The organism is Halorubrum ejinorense (assembly GCF_055389685.1).
Map to the genome: position 1 here is coordinate 2,297,873 of NZ_AP043777.1, position 18,222 is coordinate 2,316,094.

The window sequence follows — 18,222 nt, forward strand, 5'->3', positions numbered from 1 at the left end:
GAACATGTTCGTCACAAACGGTGCGGGGACGGGGTCCGTACCGTCGCGTATGCGCTCCGAACCCGACGATCCCGGCGGTCGAACGGGCGGTGACCGAACGGACCGGCGCGCAGACCCGTGGGGAACGGTATCCCTCAACGTGCGCGAACTGGGGCCGCCGAAGCTGCTACGTGAGACGCTCGAACGCGTCGAGACGCTCGGCGACGACGACGTGTTGATCCGGTACAACGACCGGACTCCGCAGTTCCCCTTCCCGCGACTCGACGACCGCGGGTTCGCGTACGCCGCGGTCGAGACCGACGAGACCGACGCCGTCGTCACGGCGATCCGGCCGGCGGGCCGCGGGTAAGCCGGCGCGGCGAGCGGGCCGACGACGGCGACGCGACCGCCGGCGACGCGACCGCGACGTAGCCACTCGGCGTGTTGAATCAGCCAGTACCAACGCAGTTCCCCCGGTGTCACGCTCGGGACCGGGTGAGAACCGGCGGGTCCACCGCGCCCGGCTACGTCCGGCGCAGCGCCCGCCACTTCGCGGCGACGAACCCCGCCAGGATGAACGCGAACCCGACGACGGTCGCGGGCGTCACTTCCTGTCCGAGCACGAGCCAGCCCGCCAGCGCCGCGAACACGGGGATCACGTACTCGATGAAGCTCATCTCGATGGGGCCGAGATCGTCTAACAACGTGAAGTACAGCAGGAAGCCGCCGACGCCGGCGACCGCGGAGAGGTACGCGACGGCGCCGAGCGCGGACGGGGTCCACGTGGCGGTCGCGAACGACTGACCGGGCAGCGCGAGCACGGCGGCGTGGAGGACCGCCGCGCCGACGGCCATCATCCACGCCTGCGTGGAGAGGAACGGCATCGACGGCGATCGACTGTGGGTCACGACCGCGGCGACGGCGAACGCGAGGGCGGACGCGAGCACGAGCGCGACGCCGAGGATGCTGTCCGCGAGGTTCGCGGGGTCGGGGTCGGCGATGACGACGACGCCGACGAACCCGAGCGCGACGCCGAGCGCGGTGGCGGCGGTGAACTCCTCGTCGGTGGAAACGAGCCGCGTGAGCGCCGGCGTCACCACGGGGACGAGGCCCAACAGAACGGCCGCGACGCCGCCGGTGACGTACCGCTGCCCGGCGAACAGGAACGCGTGATGGGCGCCGATGATGAGGGCGCCGCCGACGAGCACGTAGACGTAGTCGTCGCGAGTCCGAGGGCGGAGCTCCACACCGGAGCCGAGGACGGCGGCGAACAGCAGCACGGCGGCGACGTCGAAGCGCACGGCCGCGAACGGTACCGCGGGGAGGTCTGCGAGGCCCACGTCCGTCGCCATGAACGCCGTTCCCCAGACCGCACACAGCAACAAGAAGCGGCCGGCCGTCCGGTAGCGACTCATTCACGGGGAGGTCGCCGCCGACGGCGAAGTACCCGTCGAACCGCCCCGGCGATCGCTCACCGCTGTTTCGGGGGAACACGTTCGGGGACGGCCCCAAACGGATCGGGATCGTATCCACGTGCGACCGATGTTCGACGACCTCGACACGGACCGGCGGCCGCTGGTCCTCGTCTGGGAGGTCACGCAGGCCTGCGGGCTCGCGTGTCGGCACTGCCGGGCCGACGCCCGGCCGCAGCGACACCCGGACGAACTGACGACCGCGGAGGGGAAGCGACTGTTGAGGGACGCCGCCGCGTTCGGCGACGGGCAGCTCGTCGTCCTCTCCGGCGGCGACCCGCTCGCGCGCGACGACCTCACGGAGCTGGTCGCGCACGGCGACGACCTCGGGCTCCGGATGACGATCACGCCGAGCGGCACGCGGTCGCTCACGCCCGAGCGCGTCCGCGACCTCGCCGACGCCGGGGTCGCGCGACTGGCGCTCAGCCTCGACGGCTCGACCCGCGAACGCCACGACGCGTTCCGCGGCGAGGAGAGCTACGCCGACACGGTCGCGGCCGCCCGAGCCGCCCGCGACGCCGGCGTCCCGCTCCAGATCAACACCACGGTCTGCGCGGACACGGTCGAGGACCTCCCCGCGATCCGCGACCGCGTCCGCGATCTCGGCGCGGTCCTCTGGAGCGTCTTCTTCCTCGTCCCGGTCGGTCGCGGCCGCGTCCTCGACCCTATCTCGCCCGAGCGCGCCGAGGCCGCGATGGCGTGGCTCCACGAGGTGTCCGACGAGGAGCGCTTCGGCGTGAAGACGACCGAGGCGCCCTTCTATCGTCGCGTGGGGATCCAGCGGGCCGAGGCGGGCGCGCCCGACGGCGCCGCAGAGCGCCGCGGCGGGGTCACCGCCGGGCGCGGGTTCGCGTTCGTCAGCCACACCGGCGAGGTGTACCCGTCCGGCTTCCTCCCCGAGTCGGCCGGCGACGTGCGCGAGCGATCCGTCGTCGACGTCTACCGGAACGCCGACCTCTTCGAGTCGCTCCGGGACCCCGACGGTTTCGCGGGGAAGTGCGGCGCGTGCGAGTTCCGCCACGTCTGCGGGGGGAGCCGCTCTCGGGCGTACGCCGCCACCGGCGACCCGACCGGCAGCGACCCGCTCTGCCCGTACGTTCCGGAGGGGTACGACGGGCCGCTCCCCGAGCGGCAGCGCGGCGCGGGCGACGACGGCGAGCGTTCCGAGCCGGCGGACTGAGCGGCGCACCGGCGGGTCGAAGCCGGACTCGAACTCAGGCGTACGCCTCGAACTCCTCGCCGAACGCGAGGAAGTAGCCCGTGCCGACGACGCCGACGACGGCCGCGACGGCGAACGCGACCTCGGGGCTGACGAAGTCCCACAGGTAGCCGCCGACGGCGGCGCTCGGGATCACGATCGTGTTCCGGAGCAGGTAGTACGTCCCGGTGACGCGGCCGCCGGCGCCGCTTTCCGCCGGGCCGACGATCAGCGCCTTGTGCGACGGCAGCCCCGCGAATCGGAGCCCCGAGAAGGCGAACACCGCGACCATCACCGCCGACAGCGGCAGGGCCGACCCCGCGAGCGTCGGCGCGTAGATCAACACGACGGGAAAGACCGCGTACACCGCGAAGCCGACCGCGACGACCGGCTTGAGCCCGACGCGCTCCGCGAGCTTCGAGGCGGGGACCATGATCAACAGCGCGACGAGCATCTCGACGCCGAGGAGGTAGCCGAAAAAGGCCTGCGGGGAGAGGCTCACGTCGTACGCGAAGCCGCCGAGCGCGACGGTGGCGTCGAGGCCGACCCGGAAGAACTGCGTGACCACCAGCACGAAGAACACGTACACCATCCCGTTGGCGAATCGCACGAGGGTGTCGCCGACGAGCAGCGGGCGGAGCGGCGCCGGCATCTCGCGGAGGTCCTCCCGTATCCGGTCGAGGCCCGCGAAGGAGTCGCCGAAGGAGTCGTCGCTCGCGTCGTAGAGGCGGTGCTGGACGAGGGTGCCGAGCGCGCCGAACGCGACCGCGACCGCGAGGACGAACCGGAAGCTCACCGTGAACTCCGAGCGCAGGCCGATGAGGACGGCCGCCAGCACGGGGCCGATCAGGAACGCCGTCCGTCGGAACGTCTCCGTGCTGGCGAACCCGGCGGCCAGCCGCGAGGGGTCCGTCGCCTGCTTGACCACCGCGAACGTCGCGCCGAGGCCGAACGACTTCCACGCCTGCGCTAAGATCAGGCCGACGAAGATCCACGCCCACGCCGGGACCGTCACGCCGCCGAACGAGAGCGCGCCGAGTCGAGGCGCGACCAGCCAGACGCCGAAGCCGGCCGTCGAGACCAGTCCGAAGAGCGTCAGCGCGTTCCGCGAGCCGATGCGGTCCGAGACGGCGCCGCCGGGGTACGGGTACAGCGCGGAGATGACGTTCCCGAACGTGCCGAAGAGCCCGACGACGAAGCCGGACGCGCCGAGCGCGACCATGTACTCGGGGAGGAACCGACTCGTCATCTGAAAGCCGAGGCTGAACGCGAACATCGCCGCCGAGAGGACGAGCACGTCTCGCTCTAACGCGAAGAACCGTCGGAACGCGTCGAGCGGGTCGGCGCTCTGGTCGTCGACCGCGTCGCCGTCCGCCTCGTCGCCGTCGCTCACGGCCGACCACCCGGCGTCCGCGGCCGGTTCTGGTCGTCGACTCGGGCTGGAGGTACCGGTACGGCGGGCGGTGCCATACGAGTCGTCCCGTTCCCGTCGGCAAAAAATCACCCCGTTGGGGCGGCGTCAGTCGCCCGCCGCCTCGGCGGATCGAACGAGCGACCGCAGCTCGTCGAGCGCGAGCGGGTCGATCCGCTCCCGGTGCCCGTCGGTGGTGTAGAACAGGCTCGCCTCGACGCGCTTCTCGCCGAACCATTCGTCGAGGACGTGGTAGTAGACGGTGAGCTGCTTCCGGTACTCCGACTCGGCGCGTCGCGTCGCGTCCGTCTTGTAGTCGACGACCTCGACGCGATCCGCGGTCTCGTGGACGAGGTCCGCGATCCCGGAGACGGTGACCCGCCGCCCGTCCACGTCTATCGGGAGCGTGATCGGCTCCTCGACGTGGAGCTCGCCGGGCAGGGAGTCGAGGAACGCGGCGACCCGCTCCTCGTCCCCGTTCGACGGCGTCGCGTCGTCCCCGTCGAGCGCGTACGCCTCGGCGAAGTCGTGGACGCGCGACCCGAATTCCATCCCCCGCGTCTCGGGCTCGGCCTCCGTCCGTTCGCCCGCCTCCTCGAACACCGACTCGTCCATGAGCGAGTGGGGGGTGTGACCGATCGGTCCCTCCGGCGTCGTCACCGCGAACGGGAGCTCCGCGTCGGCCGGCTCGCCGCGGTCGAACGGCTCGACGGTGGGGTCGACCTCCTCGACGCCGACCGGGAGTCCGTCGAGGAACGCGTTCGGGTCCTCGCCGGCCGCGAACAGGACGTGGCTCTCGGCGCGGGTGACCGCGACGTAGAGCAGTCGCCGCTCCTCGTCGTACCCCTGCGGCAGACAGCGACGGCGGACGTCGTGGCGCCAGCTGTCGTAGACGTGCGGATAGGCACCGTCCTCCGAGTAGCGCTTTCGCTGTCGGAGCCCGACGGGGTCCCGGTACTCGATGACGCTCGAACCGCGGGACCGCGGCGGGAACCGGCCCTCGTTCATATTGGCGAGCACGACGATCGGATACTCTAACCCCTTCGCCGCGTGGATCGTCTGAACGGTCACCGCGTCGTCGCCCGCGGCCGCGCGAGCGTCGACCGTGTGGCCGGTCTCGATCCCGCGCTCGATGTGTCGGATCAGCTCGCCGCGGGTCGCCGTCGTCGAGTCGTGAACGGACTGGACCGTGTCTAAGAGCACGTCCGCGGTGTCGCCCGCGAACCCGTACCGGTCGAACACGCGACGCGCGAGCGCACCGACCGACTCCAGTTCGCGGAGTTCGTCGCGGAACGCGGCCGGCTCGTCCGGGTACGAGTCCGTCTCCAAGGCGTGGTCCACCTCGTCGAACGCGTAGCCGGCCCGTTCGAGGACCACGGCCCAGCCGCGGTCGGCGTCCGACTCGGCGATCCGGAGCCACGCGAGCAGGAGCTTCGCCGGGTCGGTCCGGAAGAGTTCGATCCCGCCGTCGTAGGCCATCGGGAAGTCGTACTCGGCGGCGACGTCGAGCAGCTCCCGACCGTAGTCCCGCGTCCGCGTGAACACCGCTACGTCCCCGTATTCCGGGGGCCGCGGCTCGCCGTCATCGCCCTCGACCGCGTAGCCGTCGTTGCCGACGACGTCTTGGACCGTCGAGAGGACGGCCTCGTGTTCGTCCTCGTGGGTGACGCCCTCGACGACCGTGTTGTCGAAGGCGGCGTTCGACGAGAGCTCGACCACGTCCTCGAGCGTGGCGTCGGCCGTCTCGCCGCTCGACGCGGGCGTCACGATGGCTCGCTCGGAGAGGTCGATGACCGACTCCGTCGACCGGTAGTTCTCGCGCAGTTCGATCCGGGTCGGATCGACCGCGTCGAACGAGACCCGATCGGCCTCGCGGTCGAGGTCGGCGGTGAACCGCTCCAGTCGCTCCTCGAACGCCAGTATGTTGCGCACGTCGGCGTACTGGAACGAGTAGATGCTCTGTTTCCAGTCGCCGACGACACAGAAGTTGTCCGTCCCGGAAAGGAGGAGCGCGAGCTTGAACTGTATCTCGCTGGTGTCCTGAAACTCGTCGACCATGACGTACTCGAACTGCGCCGCCTCCCGGGCGCGTCGGTCCTCACAGAGCAGCACGAACGCGAACAGCTGGAGGAAGCTGAAGTTGAGGTAGTTCCGGCCCAGCGCGAACCGGAGGTATTCGACGTAGACGTCGTGGACGAACGACTTGAGCCCCTCGCGCTCCTCGTCGAAGACCATCCGGGCCACGCCGTCGTCGAGGCGCTTCGTCCCGCGGCCGCCGCGGAGTTCCGACTTCGACGGCGCGTTCGGGGTGTACGCCTTGTCACGGCCGAAGCGGCTCAGGTCCTCGCGGAGCGGCGACTGCTTTCGCCCGTCGTTCCGCGGTCGGTTCGCGGCGTCGAACAGCTCCTCGAACGCCTCGAAGTCGCCGTCGAGGTGCGCCTCGCCGTCGCGGTACCACCCGTCGGTCGTGGGGAACACGCCCTTCGCCGCGAGCTCCTCGATCAGGCCGAGCAGCTCGCCCGGCTCGGAGAGCACGCGGTAGAAGTCGGCGTGTTCGGGGTGATCGTCGCGGAAGGCCCCGAAGAACTCGCGGAACCGCTCGGCCTCGATCAGGTCGTCGTCGACGATCTCCGTCGAGCCCGTGATCCGCTCGTCGATGCCGAGGTGCGTCGGCGCGGCGTAGCCGTGTTCCCCGAGGAGTTCGTGGCAGTGCGAGTGGAACGTCCGGATCGGCGCGTCGGCCAGCTCTCTCAGTCCGTACGCGCTGTGGTCGACGATCCGCTCTTTCATCTCCGTCGCCGCGCTCCGCGTGAACGTCGCCAGCAGCACGTCCTCCGGTTCGACGCCGTCGCGGTCGACGATCGCCCCGTAGCGACGGGTGATCGCGAACGTCTTGCCCGTCCCCGGCCCGGCGTCGACGAGGTAGGCGCCCTCGGTGTTCTCGATCAGCTCCCGTTGCCGCTCGTTCGGCGTCGGATCGGTCATCGGCTTCCCTCCAGGAGGAGGTCTCGGTGGTCCACCCGTCGGTAGTTCGGCCCGCCCTCGCGTCCCGCGACCGGGAAGCGCTCCGCGCCGGCTCGCCGCTCGTTGAGCTCCCCGAGGCGCTCGTCGACGAAGGACTCGAACGCGTCCAAGTCCTCGCGGAAGAAGGCCCGCTTGCGGACGCCGTTGAGTTCCCGGATCGCCTGGTCTGACCCCTTCTCAGCGTCGACGTCCGAGGACGTGCCGGCGTCGACGGCGGCCGTGAACGCCGCGGCGAACTCGGAGGCTCGCAGTTCGTCCTTCTCCCTCGTGTCGGGGAAGGACAGCTCCGCCACGGCCTCGCGGTAGGCCGCGTAGCCGAGGTCGTCGAACGTCTCGCGACAGTCGGTGTAGCCGTCGAGCAGCGCCTCGTAGGCGTCCCGCGAGGCGACGTACTCGTCGAAGGTTCTCGGGTGGTAGGTGACGGTCGCGAGCGCGTCGTCCAGGTCGGCGTCGCCGGCGATCACGTCGGCCATCGGTTCGAGGAAGTGGAAGAAGGTGAACTCCAACTGCTCGTCGGGCCGGAGGGTCCGGTAGTACGTCAGGTACAGCGCGGCCTGGAAGTTCGGCGTGTCCGTGGGCGGGTCCACCGCCGAGCTCGCAACGACCCGAGACGGTCGCTTCCGGCTCCCGCTCTTGTAGTCGAGCAGTCGGGTCGGCCCCCGAACGAGGTCGATCTTCCCCTTGACGCCGAGCGAGGAGTCCTCGAACCAGCGCTCGGTCAGCGGCGAGTCGACCGGCTCGTCGAAGTGCTCGGCGAAGCGGTTGGTGCCCCGGCCCGACGAGGGCGTGAGGAACTCGTCGGACTGCGGGCCGTTCTCGTCGAGGTACGACGCGATCAGCTCCATCCCGATGCGGTACTTCCGGCGGCGGAGCGTCTCGTCGTCGGCCGACCCGAACGGCGCGGCCGCATCGAGCATGAGGTCGACGAGTTCCGCCGTGTCGGCGGCCGCGACGGCGTCGGGGTGGTTCACGTAGAACTCCGCGAAGTCGTGGAAGAGATTCCCCTCGACGAACCGCTCCTGATCGGGGCTGTCGAGGAGGCGCCCGAAGAAGTAGTCGCGCGGACTGTTGACGTAGCTGTTGAGCGAGGACTGGCTGACGGTCTCGACGGTCTCCGGGTCGACGCCGAGGGGTTCGCGGTCGAAGCCCGTTCCCGTCGCTCGCGCGCGTCGGCGGTGTTCCACCGAGTCGAGGTCGCTGAACCGGTCGAACTCCGCGTCGAGGAGGTCACCGAGGTACAGACAGGGCGTGACCGGCTCCCCGCCGGCGGTGTCGCGGACCAGGTAGTACTGCCGGTCGCCGCTCTGGAGCAGCCGCTGGAAGTCCGCGACGTAGCGCTCGAACTGCGTCTCGGCGTCGACCCACGGCCGCCGCGGCGCCGAGTGGGTCCACCCCTCCTCCATTCCGAGGTGGAAGACGACGGGGCGGTCCACGTACGCGGAGGACTTCGCGTCGGCGAGCAGGACGCCCTCGTTCTCCCTGTCGACCGGAACCTCGTAGGTCCGGAGGTAGTAGGCGAGTCGGTCGACCCCCTGGTCGGTCACGAGTTCGTCGGCGATCCCGAGGGCCCGTAGCTCCTCGTCGAAGCGCGCCAGTTCGACGCCCGTCTCGCGCTCGTATGCGTCGAGCGCCTCGGAGAACGTCCGGTCCGCGACCGCGTCGCGGAACGCCCGCACCCACGCCAGTTCCGGGCTCTCGACCGCCGCGAGTCGCTTCTCTCGGTCGTCGACGGGCACGTCGACGTCCAGCCGGGAGAGCAGCGGCTCCACCTCGCCGACGGTCACGTCGGAGCCCCGGGAACCGAGTCGGAGGAGCCGGACGAACGCCCTGTGATGCGGGTCGTCGGCGAACCCCGGGCCGCCGTAGAACGGCACGTCGGCCGCTTCGAGCGCGGACTCGGCGAGCGAGGAGTACCGGCTCCCGCCGTCGAGGACGACGGCGACGCGCCCGGCGTTGCGTTCCGAGACCGCGTCGAGGAGCGCCGTGACGATGTCGGTCGTCGACTCGAACACCTGAAACGGCGGGTGGTCGAAGGCGCCGTCGGTGAACAGGTCGACGCGGTCGAACGCGTCCGGGAGGACGCTGCGCTCCAGCGCCGTCAGTCGGTCGTAGCCGACGACGGCGACGGACCGATCGCCGTCGATCTCGTACTCCGTGAGCCGCTTCGAGGTCGTGGGGAGGGTCCGCAGCCGTTCGACGACCTCGCGGGTCACGTCGTCGACGTAGGCGTCGTACTCGAGGATAGCGTCGAGGCTCCCTCGGTGTTCCCAACACTGGAGGACGTTCCCGACGGCGTACGCGATCGCCTTCCAGTCGTGGTCCGTCTCCTCGACGAGTTCGAGGAAGGCGAGGCGGTCCTCGGCCCGCTCGCGCCGGCCGGCCGCGAGCAGGCGGGGCGTGGTCGCGAACGTCCCGAAGTGCGGGCGGTCGAGCCGGCGGTCGATGGCCCTCGCCAGCGGGGCGTCCGGGGTGACGACGAGGTCGTACTCGGCGAGGTCCGCGTAGAGTGAGTCGACGGGGTTCGCGCGGCGGATGGGCACGAATACGCGAGAGACGGACGGGCGACTAAAAGATAGCGGGGGACGGCGCCAGATCGATTCGGCGAACCGACGCCCGTCGCCGACGCGCCGGCTTACCAGTCGTACTCGTCGCGGGGGTCGACCGCGTCGCGCTCGCGGTCGAACACGTGCTCGCCGTCGACGAAGACGTGTCGCGTCCGGCTGTCGTTCTCGTAGAAGACGCCGTCCCAGACCGCCACGTCGGCGTCCGTGCCGACCTCCAGCGTGCCGACGCTGTCGTCGATGCCGAGGATCTCCGCCGGATAGCGCGTGACCGCCTCCAGCGCCTCGTCCGCCGGGAAGCCCTCGCGGACCGCGAGCCCGACGCAGACGTCGAGGTGCTGTTGGGGGAGTACGGGCGCGTCTGTCTGGATCGCGACCTTCACGCCGGCCTCGCGGAGGATCGCCGGCGTCTCGAAGGTGATGTTCCGGAGTTCGTACTTCGCGCCCGAGTACAGCGATGGGCCGACGATCGCGGGCACGTCCCGCTCCGCGAACTCCTCGGCGATCAGGTGGCCCTCCGTCGCGTGTTCGATCGAGAGCGACTCGATCCCGAACTCCTCGGCGATCCGGAAGACGGTCATGATGTCGTCGGAGCGGTGGGCGTGAACGCGGAGCGGAAGCCCCTCGGTGAGCACGCGCGAGAGGTTCTCCATGCCGAGGTCGCGCTCGAACGGCTCGCCCTCGTTGCGGGCGTGTTCGCTCCGGTCGACGTAGTCTTCGGCCTCCATCAGCGACTCGCGGAGGGTGGCCGCGACGCCGGGACGCGTCGACGGCTGGCGGTTCTGCTCCTCGCCGTGGAAGCGCTTCGGGTTCTCGCCCATCGCGGCCTTCATCCCGTCTTCGCGGATCAGCATGTCGTCGGCCGTAAGCCCGTGGGTCTTCATCGAGCAGATGATCCCGCCGATCACGTTGCCGGACCCCATCCGCGCCGAGACGGAGGTCACGCCGTTCTGGAACGCGTGTTTCAGCTCCTCGTCGCGCGGGTGGAACCCGTCGAGCGCGTTGACGTGCGGCGTGACCGCCGAGGTCCCCTCGTTGATGTCGCCGTCCTCCGGTTCGCCCCACTCGGCCATGCCGGCGTGGCTGTGGGCGTCGACGAGTCCCGGCGTGACGTGGTGGCCCGAGACGTCGATCACGGTCGCCTCCTCTGGCGGCTCACCGTCGTCGAGGGAGACGATCTCGCCGTCGTCGATGACGACGGTCGCGTCGATCGTTCCCCGCTCCGTTGCCGTGTGGACGGTCCCGCCGACGAGCGCGTACATGGTACCGGATTCACCGGGACGGTACTAAACGGTTCAGGAGGCGGTTCGTCCGGCCGGAGATCGGCGTCGGGCCACGACGACTACCGAGGCGAACGTCCGATCTGCGAAAGATACCGCGGTCGCTCCGAGGAGTGTGTAAATCGGATGGGCGCTACAGGACTTGAGTCCCGTAGTTATCCCGTTGTATTCGGCTTGAATTTGTGTGGTACTCATTGTTGTATAATTTGCCAGCGGCGGTCTGCTTTCTCGCGCTCTGAAGCGCGGTCATAGTGCTTATCGAGAACGTCCTCGCTCGCGTTGAGTTGATCCGAGACGACACCGCGCGGGACGCCGTCGTTCCGGTATTTCGTCACCCGTGCCTTTCGGGCGTCGTGCGGTGACCGAGCGGACGGACACCCGCTCACGTGCCGGAACGTCGCGAACTTACACGACTCCGGATCCTCGTCGTGCGGGCACTCTTTGCCGACGAAACACGGGCGAGTCCACCGGTAGAACGCTTTCCGGATGGTCCCGGCCGCGATCCGGCCCGCGTCGGTGGTGACGAGCGGGGTTCGGCCGTGGTCGTCGACGGAATCCGTCCGCGGACCCTCGACATAGTCCCGGAGGATCTGCGCGACTCGGCGGCTGACACGGTTTACCCGCTCGCTTCCGGTATCATTCTTGAGCGGGGTTCCCGTCTCCGGGCGGTGAACGAACTCGACCGAGGGCTTGTTTCCTTCCAAGTCGAGGTCTCGGAGGTCCAGCGCCCGAACCGCACCGAGACGTGCGCCGGTGTGCCAAATCAGCGCCCAGACGACGTGGTCGCGGCTCGCGTACTCGTATCGGGAGAGGTATTCAACGATGTCGGCCGCCCGCTCCGGTCGAAGGTACGAGTCGCTCACCTCGTCGTCGCGGGTGAGCTTCACCAGCGGCACCTTCTCGAACAGGTCCGACGGGACAGCTTCGATCTCCCCGCAGAACTTGAGGAACGACCGCAACGTCGAGAGGTTCGAGTGAAGCGTCTTCTTCGCGAGCTCGTCGACCTTGCTGTTGCTGTACCCGCCTTCGCGACGCCAGATCCGGTATTCGTACAGGTCCCGGCCGGAAAGCTCGTTCAGATTGTCGATCGAGCCCTCTTCGCGGCACCACTCGACGAATGGCCGAAGCTCGCTCTGGTGGGTCGTTCGAGTCCACTCCGCGCGATCCTCTTTCATCCGGTCGAGGTGCATCTCTACCGCGCGCTCCGGTGGAATCGGTTCCAAGTCGTCACTCATCGGAATCCTCCGCTTCGTCCTCGTCGTCTCCGTCGTCGTACATCGCGAGCTGGTCGGCGATCCGGCTGGCGTGTCCGCTCTCGTCGCTCACGCGGACCCCTCCTTTCCGTCGAGATCTCGGTCGTAGGGACCGACCGGCGTCACTAGCCGCACGCGGTCGCGGGCCAACTCCGCGCCAGTCTTGCGGTCGCGGAGGGTCTGAAACACGCCGTCGTGGTCGTCGCTCGCGGCGCATTTCTGGCACCAAAAGTGGTGATTCGTTGGTTCCCACGAACGGTGGCCGCGGGGACACACGTACCGCCACCTATCCTGCCGGTCTTCGATCCGCACAACTTCTTTCGGAGGCATCGATTCCGACCGAAGGGACGGGGTTAAAAAGAGAAGATCCAGACGCGGGCAGTGAAACTGAAAGTAGTCGCGTGGGGTGCTTGTGTTGCGGTACCGCGGTCGACCGGGGATTTCAAACCCCGGCGCGTAGTGGTCTGGCATGGCTTTCGTACCTCAGATACGGAAGCCCACGCGGACCCGCTGTCTCCAGCAGCGGGGTCCGCTTTTGCGAACGATAGGACCCATCGGGAGCGACGGGTCCGCGAGAGCGCTTCCGTTAGACGCTCCGAAGAACACTGACAACTTAACTTTAACCCATCAAATCGTGTAGTAACCAACACGGATAGATATTTGTACAGAACCGAACCGATATCTGTTATATGAATCCGTATGAGGCGATGGTATGCGCCCCCGGGTGGAGTGGATGAATCAGACGGACGATCGGATCCTCGAACTCCTCGCTGAGTCCGACCTCATCTTGACACCTGCCGTGATCGGGAAGAACCTCGAATACACCCGCAACTGGGTCTCTCGACGAATCAGTAAGCTCGAAGACGCCTCCCTCGTCGAGCCGGTGGACTCAGGGTACTACCGGATCACGGAGCGCGGTCGCGCGTATCTCTCGGGGGAGATCGACGCCGACGAACTCGAATAGCTACGCGGGACAGAACTCCCGAGCCGCGTCCGCTGAGATGATCACTTTTCTGTCACCGACTGTCACTGAGCCACCAGTGACGGCCGCAAAGAAGTCCCGAAGCCCCTCCAGATACGCCGACGGTCGATTCTCTTGGATCACCATCGTTCGTTTGTCTGCGAACTCTGTTGCTCGGTGATCGATATAGATCCGCGCGAAAGACGCCCGAGTTGACTCCGGTACGTCCCACGCGACCGATGGGAAGGCATCGAGATCCACCTTTTCGCCCGCAGGGGCACCCATTGTGACGAGACACCGACCGAGGACCGATCCGTCAGACTCGGGTAGTACCTCAGTTGCGCGTCCGTCCTCGTTGGCCCGACGGACGACGGTCTCGACGCCGACTCGGTCGAAGGCTTCTCGGAGATCATCCGCTTCGACCCGCCGACCGACAGTCACAGACGGAACGTAGGTCTGCGCTTTGATACTACCGCCGGCGAGGACGTGTGCGAGCAGCTCGACGAGCGCAGCCGCGATCTCACCTCCGGGGTCAGGATTGAGCCATCCATGATCGATCGCGGTTTGGATTCCGCGGACCGAGTCGGGCATTCCATCGCTAATCCATCCGCGCACACGACCCGGGGGAAGATCGAGAGCTTTGCCAACGCGCGTGCGGCCGTGGTTCGGGTGTTCGGCTGTGTATTCCTGAACACGTCGGTAGTCGAGGACTTTCTCCCACGGGTCTAGATATTCCCGGTCACTGTAGGTCCGGGCGAGGGCTTGGGCCGTGGGGCTCATACCTTGAGTAATGGACACTTACGGCTTGAACGTGCCGGACTAATTTTCACGATTGAGAGGTGGTCCATCAAGTATATATACAGGATCTACTTACTTTTCAGTAGCCAGCGACCCGAGAGACGTGACCCGCGACTGAGCCGGATCACGCTCGTCGGACCCTGCTGGGTTCAACTATGAAACTAGGTAAACTATTCAACGAGGACGATCGTGGTGTGAGTCCCGTAATCGGGGTCATACTGATGGTCGCGATCACTGTCATTCTGGCCGCCGTCATCGGGACGTTCGTACTCGGACTCGGCGATCAGATTGGTGGGTCTGCCACTGCCGGTGTTACAATTGACGGGGACAATACGACAGAAGTTACTGTGACTCTCACTAACACTGGAACCGCTGAGACTGTGGAAGTCAGGAACTCAACCAGTGGTTCGCCGGTTCGGACCCTGAACTCCACAGGACAGAGCGTCACACTCGACAATAGTTCGATTAGTAGTAGCACGAGGTACAATGTGGTCGCGATCGGACCGAACGGAGAAGCTTCAGTTGTCCGTTCGTTCACCGTCGCAAACTCGTAAACCAACGCTCAGCCCGAACGGCTGATTCTTTTTACCGATCCTCAATGCTACATTTGAATTTCTCTATTAACACTGCTTGATGAATACCAGAACGCATTGTTGCGGAACTGATCAAATCGGGTTGATGCTATTGGCAGGAGCAATCTGAGATTATTTTATCGCCACCGACTTTGGACCTCTGTCCGATACCTCAGTCCAAGCACATCAGTGTTGAACTTCTGGATTGTCGCCGGATCTAGCTCGTCGCGTGCGTCGCGAATGTTTGCCTCAGACTGAATGAGGTGCGCAAGCGCAGCGTCGATCACCACGCTCATCGGTGGATCATCGTTGGGACCACTCGCAACGATCTTACTTGCTTTTTCGAACTGACGTTCACGCTTGTCGGTGAGCTTGAGACTGGTTCGACGGCTCATTTATACCACATCGTATGTACGGGGGTCGCGTTTCCGTCGTTTTGGAGTGACTGACCGTACTCTGTTGAAGTGGGTCCGCCGGATCGGCCGAAATTTCGGTGGTCCCCACTCGCAACACGACTGATTTCTATGTACCTTGTACGCTGATCGCGCTGACCGAGGTGCATAGATCGCGGATCGTGAATACATCTACTTCTAGACCCACGGGGTCGCGTCGAGAACCCCCTTCCACGGGGTTTCACGCTCGCCCCACGAGTTCTAGCAGCGTCGGTACTTCACCGTCCTCGGGGAAGCGCACTAGGTACGCGCGCTCGCCGACGCGCTGCGTGTGAGCGTCGGCTTCCTTGATCGAGCCGTCCTCTGCGACTAATCCGTCGAGTTCGAGGTGCTGTTTGTCGATCGTTACGGTTCCGCTACCGTCGCGGTCGACGAGACTTTTGAATCCCATCGACCCTCGCGGGCACGGTGGTTCACTTAAAGATACCTCAAGGTGACACGTGACGGCCGTAGACCATACTGAATGCGGGAGTATATGGGGGCCACCGTAGCCCGGCCGCTCGCATGGCGAAAATGGAATTCGACGCCGTCGACGCCGCCCTCGTAGTGACGGGCCTCGCTTCGGCGTTCATGCTCGTCGGTATCGCATCGTTCCAACTCTTCGATGTCCAATTCGGCGCGACCCAGTTCACCGTCGCGGGGATCGGGCTCTCGACGGCGTGGGTCCTCGGCTACGGGTCGATCGTCCTGACAATCCTCACGAACGACAACACCGAGTTTCAGTCTCTCTCGGAGGACATCAAGGGACTACAGGGCTGGTATATGGCCGCGGCCGTGGGGACGCTCGTGCTCCCGATCGCGTTCGTCGCGCTCCCCAACACGATTGGTAGCTTCTTCCAGAGCTCTGATCTCTGGGGTCTCCTGTACGTCGTCGGTGTTACAGCTGGGCAGTTCGCTCTGGGGTGGATGCTATGAGCTCCATCTGGGACGGGGAGGACACGATCGCGGGGATCATCTGGATACTCACCTCGATCGGCTCCCTGAACTGGGGGCTCGTCGAGTTCTTCCAGTATAACGCGGTCGCCAAGCTCAGCTCGGCGCTCTCGTCGCCGGCCGTCGCGACCGCCGTCTACGGCGCCGTCGCCGTCGCTGGCGTGATCACGCTCGCCGACCACCTGGGCGTCTACGATGTGACGGATGTCGTCGACTCGATTCGCGGGGACGATTCATGAACCGCAACACAATCGCTGCCTCCGGGCTCGTTCTCGCGGTCGTCGTGTTGCTCGCCGGGATCGCGGCCGGCGGCGTCGCAGCCGATACGGCAGTCGACAACGGCACGGTAGAAGTGACGAACGACACGGAAAGCGCGTACGCCGACGTGTCGGCAGTCACGCTCTACAGCGGTGCCCCCGCGCCGAATGTGACGGTCGTCGTCGAAGGGGTGCCCAACGGGACCGATGTCGGGAACGGAACCGAGCTGCTGAACGAAACCCGTACGCTATCGAGTGGGTCCGTCGAATCCTTCGAGTACGCACTCAACGACACAGAGCGGGGTAGCTACACTCGGGTTCATATCTCGGTGACGAGCTCGGGCGACGGGTCGCTCATCGAGTCGGTCGACTGGGGGACGATTAAGCGCGTCTCCGGTGGTGGCAGCGGCGGACTCGGTGGGGCAGGTACCTCGACTGGGGTGATCGTGGCAGTGATCGTCGTCGTCGGGGCGATCTACTTCGGGCGCGAGGACTAGCATGACCGCAACACAACCAGACAAAGAGCGGACACTCACGCGGCGGGGGGTACTGAAAACGACCGCCGTGGGCGTCGGCTCGGTGGCGACGATCGGCGGCGCATCAAAGGTCGGACTGTCACCGGTCGGATCCGCGTCCGCTATCGCACCGCTTGTAGCGGCCGGGTACGCGGGGGCGATTGGGCTCGGCTACTTGATGTACCGGAACGCCGAGAAAGAGACTGGTCAAGAACAAGATTACTCGAATTTCACAGGTAGCGAGGCACTAAAGCGTGGAATTTACGAGGACGCTTTATCGACAGTCTCGGCAAACGAGAGGGTGCTTACGTCGATCTCCAACAACGTCAAAAACTCGGAGAATGTCGCACTGGCGAAAGGCAAAGCGGCGGCACTGACGGTGATGAATAATGGGGGCACTGAGTCGGAGGCGGCTACGGCGTCGACAGAGGCGGTTAACTCGTATTATTCTACAATTCAAGAAAACCTGATCACCCACTTCGACGCACAGATTGACAAAATAATCTCGGCGGGGCAGTCAGTACAGAGCAAAATAGACGCGAACGTAGACACGATACAACTCTACCTCAGTGGGTCATATCAGTCCCTCAAAAACGTGTATGAGCAGGGGGTAGAGTCGGTGAATCTCTTAGACGGGTCGACTGCTGAATTGTCGAAGCCCGGGTACGCCTTTGACACCGGAAGCGGACAAACAACCTCTAACAACTTCAGCATCGCACCCCCGAACCCGCCGACCCCGACCACGACGGACGGCGATGGGAACACGATCCAAGTCGAAAAGTGGCGTTTTGCCTCCCCTGATGGGGGATCTGTTGATTACGGATACAAGCAACTGGAGACGATTTGGAGCGATATAATCGCGTCCAGAGACGAGGTTAACGCCAATCTCACGGGTCTGGTGTCGGATATCTACGCGCAGTATGAACAGGGAGATATTCCGACAGAGGATATCCTAGATCCGATAACCGCAGCGACCGAACTGGGGCAGAATACCGGGCTCTCGTCGCAGGCCGCGGCCGCGGGGATGATGGGAATACCCACGTCGGCGGGGTTCGCACTTCGGCTGGAGCTACAGGATGACTCGGGCGAGACGTATGAGGTAGACGGCGAAATCTATACGAACGCCCAACCGAACGACAGCGATGGAAATCCGGCCGGGTTCGCAGTCGGACAAACCTATGATCCCAGCAACTTCGAGGCACCGATATACGTCTCATATGAGTATATCGACCCGGATACAGGAGAGCGATCCACGGACTTCACGCAGATCGTCAATCCGTTCACGGTTCTAGAGGCGACCGACTCCGAAGGTAATGACGTAGAGGAAGTAACGCCGACGAGCCGGACGGCTCAGACGGCAGATATATCATCAATCGAAGAGGAGTTAGCCAGCATCAGAGAGGAACAGCAGCGGCTGCTGGAAACGACACAGCCACCGAGCGGAGGGGCAGGCGCCGGCTTCTTCGGCGGTGAGTCGCTGAACGTGGGAGCGATCGCCGCGGTCGTCGGCGCGGTCGGCGTGGTGTACGCACTCGCGACAGGAGGCGGGTCGTAGC

18 protein-coding genes are annotated in these 18,222 nt (G+C 66.1%); 8 read left to right on the forward strand and 10 right to left on the reverse strand.

Annotation, left to right across the window (positions count from 1 at the left end; all coding sequences use genetic code 11):
- Positions 1-49: 49 nt before the first annotated feature.
- The gene (locus ACZ5KW_RS12835) at positions 50-349 is read left to right on the forward strand and encodes a DUF2249 domain-containing protein (protein WP_343776969.1); all 300 of its coding nucleotides are present in this window, start codon (positions 50-52) and stop codon (positions 347-349) included.
- Between the two features lie 154 nt (positions 350-503).
- On the opposite strand, the gene ACZ5KW_RS12840 is transcribed toward ACZ5KW_RS12835, so the two are convergent.
- Complete coding sequence (locus tag ACZ5KW_RS12840; RefSeq protein ID WP_343776970.1) at positions 504-1,394, reverse strand: DMT family transporter; 891 nt, start codon at positions 1,392-1,394, stop codon at positions 504-506.
- 127 nt (positions 1,395-1,521) lie between these two features.
- On the opposite strand from ACZ5KW_RS12840, the gene ACZ5KW_RS12845 reads away from it, so the two are divergent.
- On the forward strand, positions 1,522-2,631 hold the full coding sequence (locus ACZ5KW_RS12845) for a radical SAM protein (RefSeq protein WP_343776971.1): 1,110 nt from the start codon (positions 1,522-1,524) through the stop codon (positions 2,629-2,631).
- Positions 2,632-2,665: 34 nt separating this feature from the next.
- Here ACZ5KW_RS12845 and ACZ5KW_RS12850 read toward each other — a convergent pair whose 3' ends face one another.
- From ACZ5KW_RS12850 to ACZ5KW_RS12875, 6 genes are all read right to left on the reverse strand, one after another.
- On the reverse strand, positions 2,666-4,042 hold the full coding sequence (locus ACZ5KW_RS12850) for an MFS transporter (protein ID WP_343776972.1): 1,377 nt from the start codon (positions 4,040-4,042) through the stop codon (positions 2,666-2,668).
- A gap of 126 nt (positions 4,043-4,168) precedes the next feature.
- The gene (locus ACZ5KW_RS12855) at positions 4,169-7,045 is read right to left on the reverse strand and encodes a UvrD-helicase domain-containing protein (protein ID WP_343776974.1); all 2,877 of its coding nucleotides are present in this window, start codon (positions 7,043-7,045) and stop codon (positions 4,169-4,171) included.
- Positions 7,042-9,624 (reverse strand): PD-(D/E)XK nuclease family protein, encoded by a 2,583-nt coding sequence (locus ACZ5KW_RS12860; protein ID WP_343776975.1) that lies wholly within the window; start codon positions 9,622-9,624, stop codon positions 7,042-7,044. The genes ACZ5KW_RS12855 and ACZ5KW_RS12860 overlap by 4 nt, the downstream gene beginning before the upstream one ends.
- Before the next feature lie 92 nt (positions 9,625-9,716).
- Positions 9,717-10,907, reverse strand: a complete 1,191-nt coding sequence (locus ACZ5KW_RS12865) for an amidohydrolase family protein (RefSeq protein ID WP_343776977.1) — start codon at positions 10,905-10,907, stop codon at positions 9,717-9,719.
- A gap of 209 nt (positions 10,908-11,116) precedes the next feature.
- Positions 11,117-12,160: a tyrosine-type recombinase/integrase gene (locus ACZ5KW_RS12870; RefSeq protein WP_343781015.1), complete on the reverse strand. Its 1,044-nt coding sequence runs from the start codon at positions 12,158-12,160 to the stop codon at positions 11,117-11,119.
- Positions 12,161-12,247: 87 nt separating this feature from the next.
- Positions 12,248-12,508 carry a hypothetical protein gene (locus ACZ5KW_RS12875; protein WP_343781071.1) on the reverse strand — a complete coding sequence of 87 codons (261 nt, stop codon included), beginning with the start codon at positions 12,506-12,508 and terminating at the stop codon, positions 12,248-12,250.
- 382 nt (positions 12,509-12,890) lie between these two features.
- Here ACZ5KW_RS12875 and ACZ5KW_RS12880 point away from each other — a divergent pair, with 382 nt between their 5' ends.
- Positions 12,891-13,142, forward strand: a complete 252-nt coding sequence (locus ACZ5KW_RS12880) for a MarR family transcriptional regulator (protein WP_343781017.1) — start codon at positions 12,891-12,893, stop codon at positions 13,140-13,142.
- On the opposite strand, the gene ACZ5KW_RS12885 is transcribed toward ACZ5KW_RS12880, so the two are convergent.
- Positions 13,143-13,919: a hypothetical protein gene (locus ACZ5KW_RS12885; RefSeq protein ID WP_343781020.1), complete on the reverse strand. Its 777-nt coding sequence runs from the start codon at positions 13,917-13,919 to the stop codon at positions 13,143-13,145.
- Positions 13,920-14,158: 239 nt separating this feature from the next.
- Between ACZ5KW_RS12885 and ACZ5KW_RS12890 the strand changes: the two genes are divergently transcribed.
- Positions 14,159-14,491 carry a type IV pilin domain-containing protein gene (locus ACZ5KW_RS12890; protein ID WP_464388571.1) on the forward strand — a complete coding sequence of 111 codons (333 nt, stop codon included), beginning with the start codon at positions 14,159-14,161 and terminating at the stop codon, positions 14,489-14,491.
- Between the two features lie 155 nt (positions 14,492-14,646).
- Here ACZ5KW_RS12890 and ACZ5KW_RS12895 read toward each other — a convergent pair whose 3' ends face one another.
- Together ACZ5KW_RS12895 and ACZ5KW_RS12900 are read right to left on the reverse strand one after the other, a co-directional pair.
- Entirely contained in the window at positions 14,647-14,904 is a 258-nt protein-coding gene (locus ACZ5KW_RS12895; protein WP_343781026.1) for a DUF7386 family protein, read from the reverse strand.
- 238 nt (positions 14,905-15,142) lie between these two features.
- On the reverse strand, positions 15,143-15,352 hold the full coding sequence (locus ACZ5KW_RS12900; protein ID WP_006113927.1) for a hypothetical protein: 210 nt from the start codon (positions 15,350-15,352) through the stop codon (positions 15,143-15,145).
- A 122-nt stretch (positions 15,353-15,474) separates the two neighbouring features.
- On the opposite strand from ACZ5KW_RS12900, the gene ACZ5KW_RS12905 reads away from it, so the two are divergent.
- The 4 genes from ACZ5KW_RS12905 to ACZ5KW_RS12920 are packed head-to-tail and all read left to right on the forward strand — an operon-like array spanning position 15,475 to position 18,221.
- The gene (locus tag ACZ5KW_RS12905; protein WP_343781030.1) at positions 15,475-15,876 is read left to right on the forward strand and encodes a hypothetical protein; all 402 of its coding nucleotides are present in this window, start codon (positions 15,475-15,477) and stop codon (positions 15,874-15,876) included.
- Positions 15,873-16,133, forward strand: a complete 261-nt coding sequence (locus ACZ5KW_RS12910) for a DUF378 domain-containing protein (RefSeq protein WP_343781033.1) — start codon at positions 15,873-15,875, stop codon at positions 16,131-16,133. The genes ACZ5KW_RS12905 and ACZ5KW_RS12910 overlap by 4 nt, the downstream gene beginning before the upstream one ends.
- Complete coding sequence (locus ACZ5KW_RS12915) at positions 16,130-16,648, forward strand: hypothetical protein (RefSeq protein WP_343781036.1); 519 nt, start codon at positions 16,130-16,132, stop codon at positions 16,646-16,648. The genes ACZ5KW_RS12910 and ACZ5KW_RS12915 overlap by 4 nt, the downstream gene beginning before the upstream one ends.
- Position 16,649: 1 nt before the next feature.
- Positions 16,650-18,221 carry a hypothetical protein gene (locus tag ACZ5KW_RS12920; RefSeq protein WP_343781039.1) on the forward strand — a complete coding sequence of 524 codons (1,572 nt, stop codon included), beginning with the start codon at positions 16,650-16,652 and terminating at the stop codon, positions 18,219-18,221.
- Position 18,222: the final 1 nt, after the last annotated feature.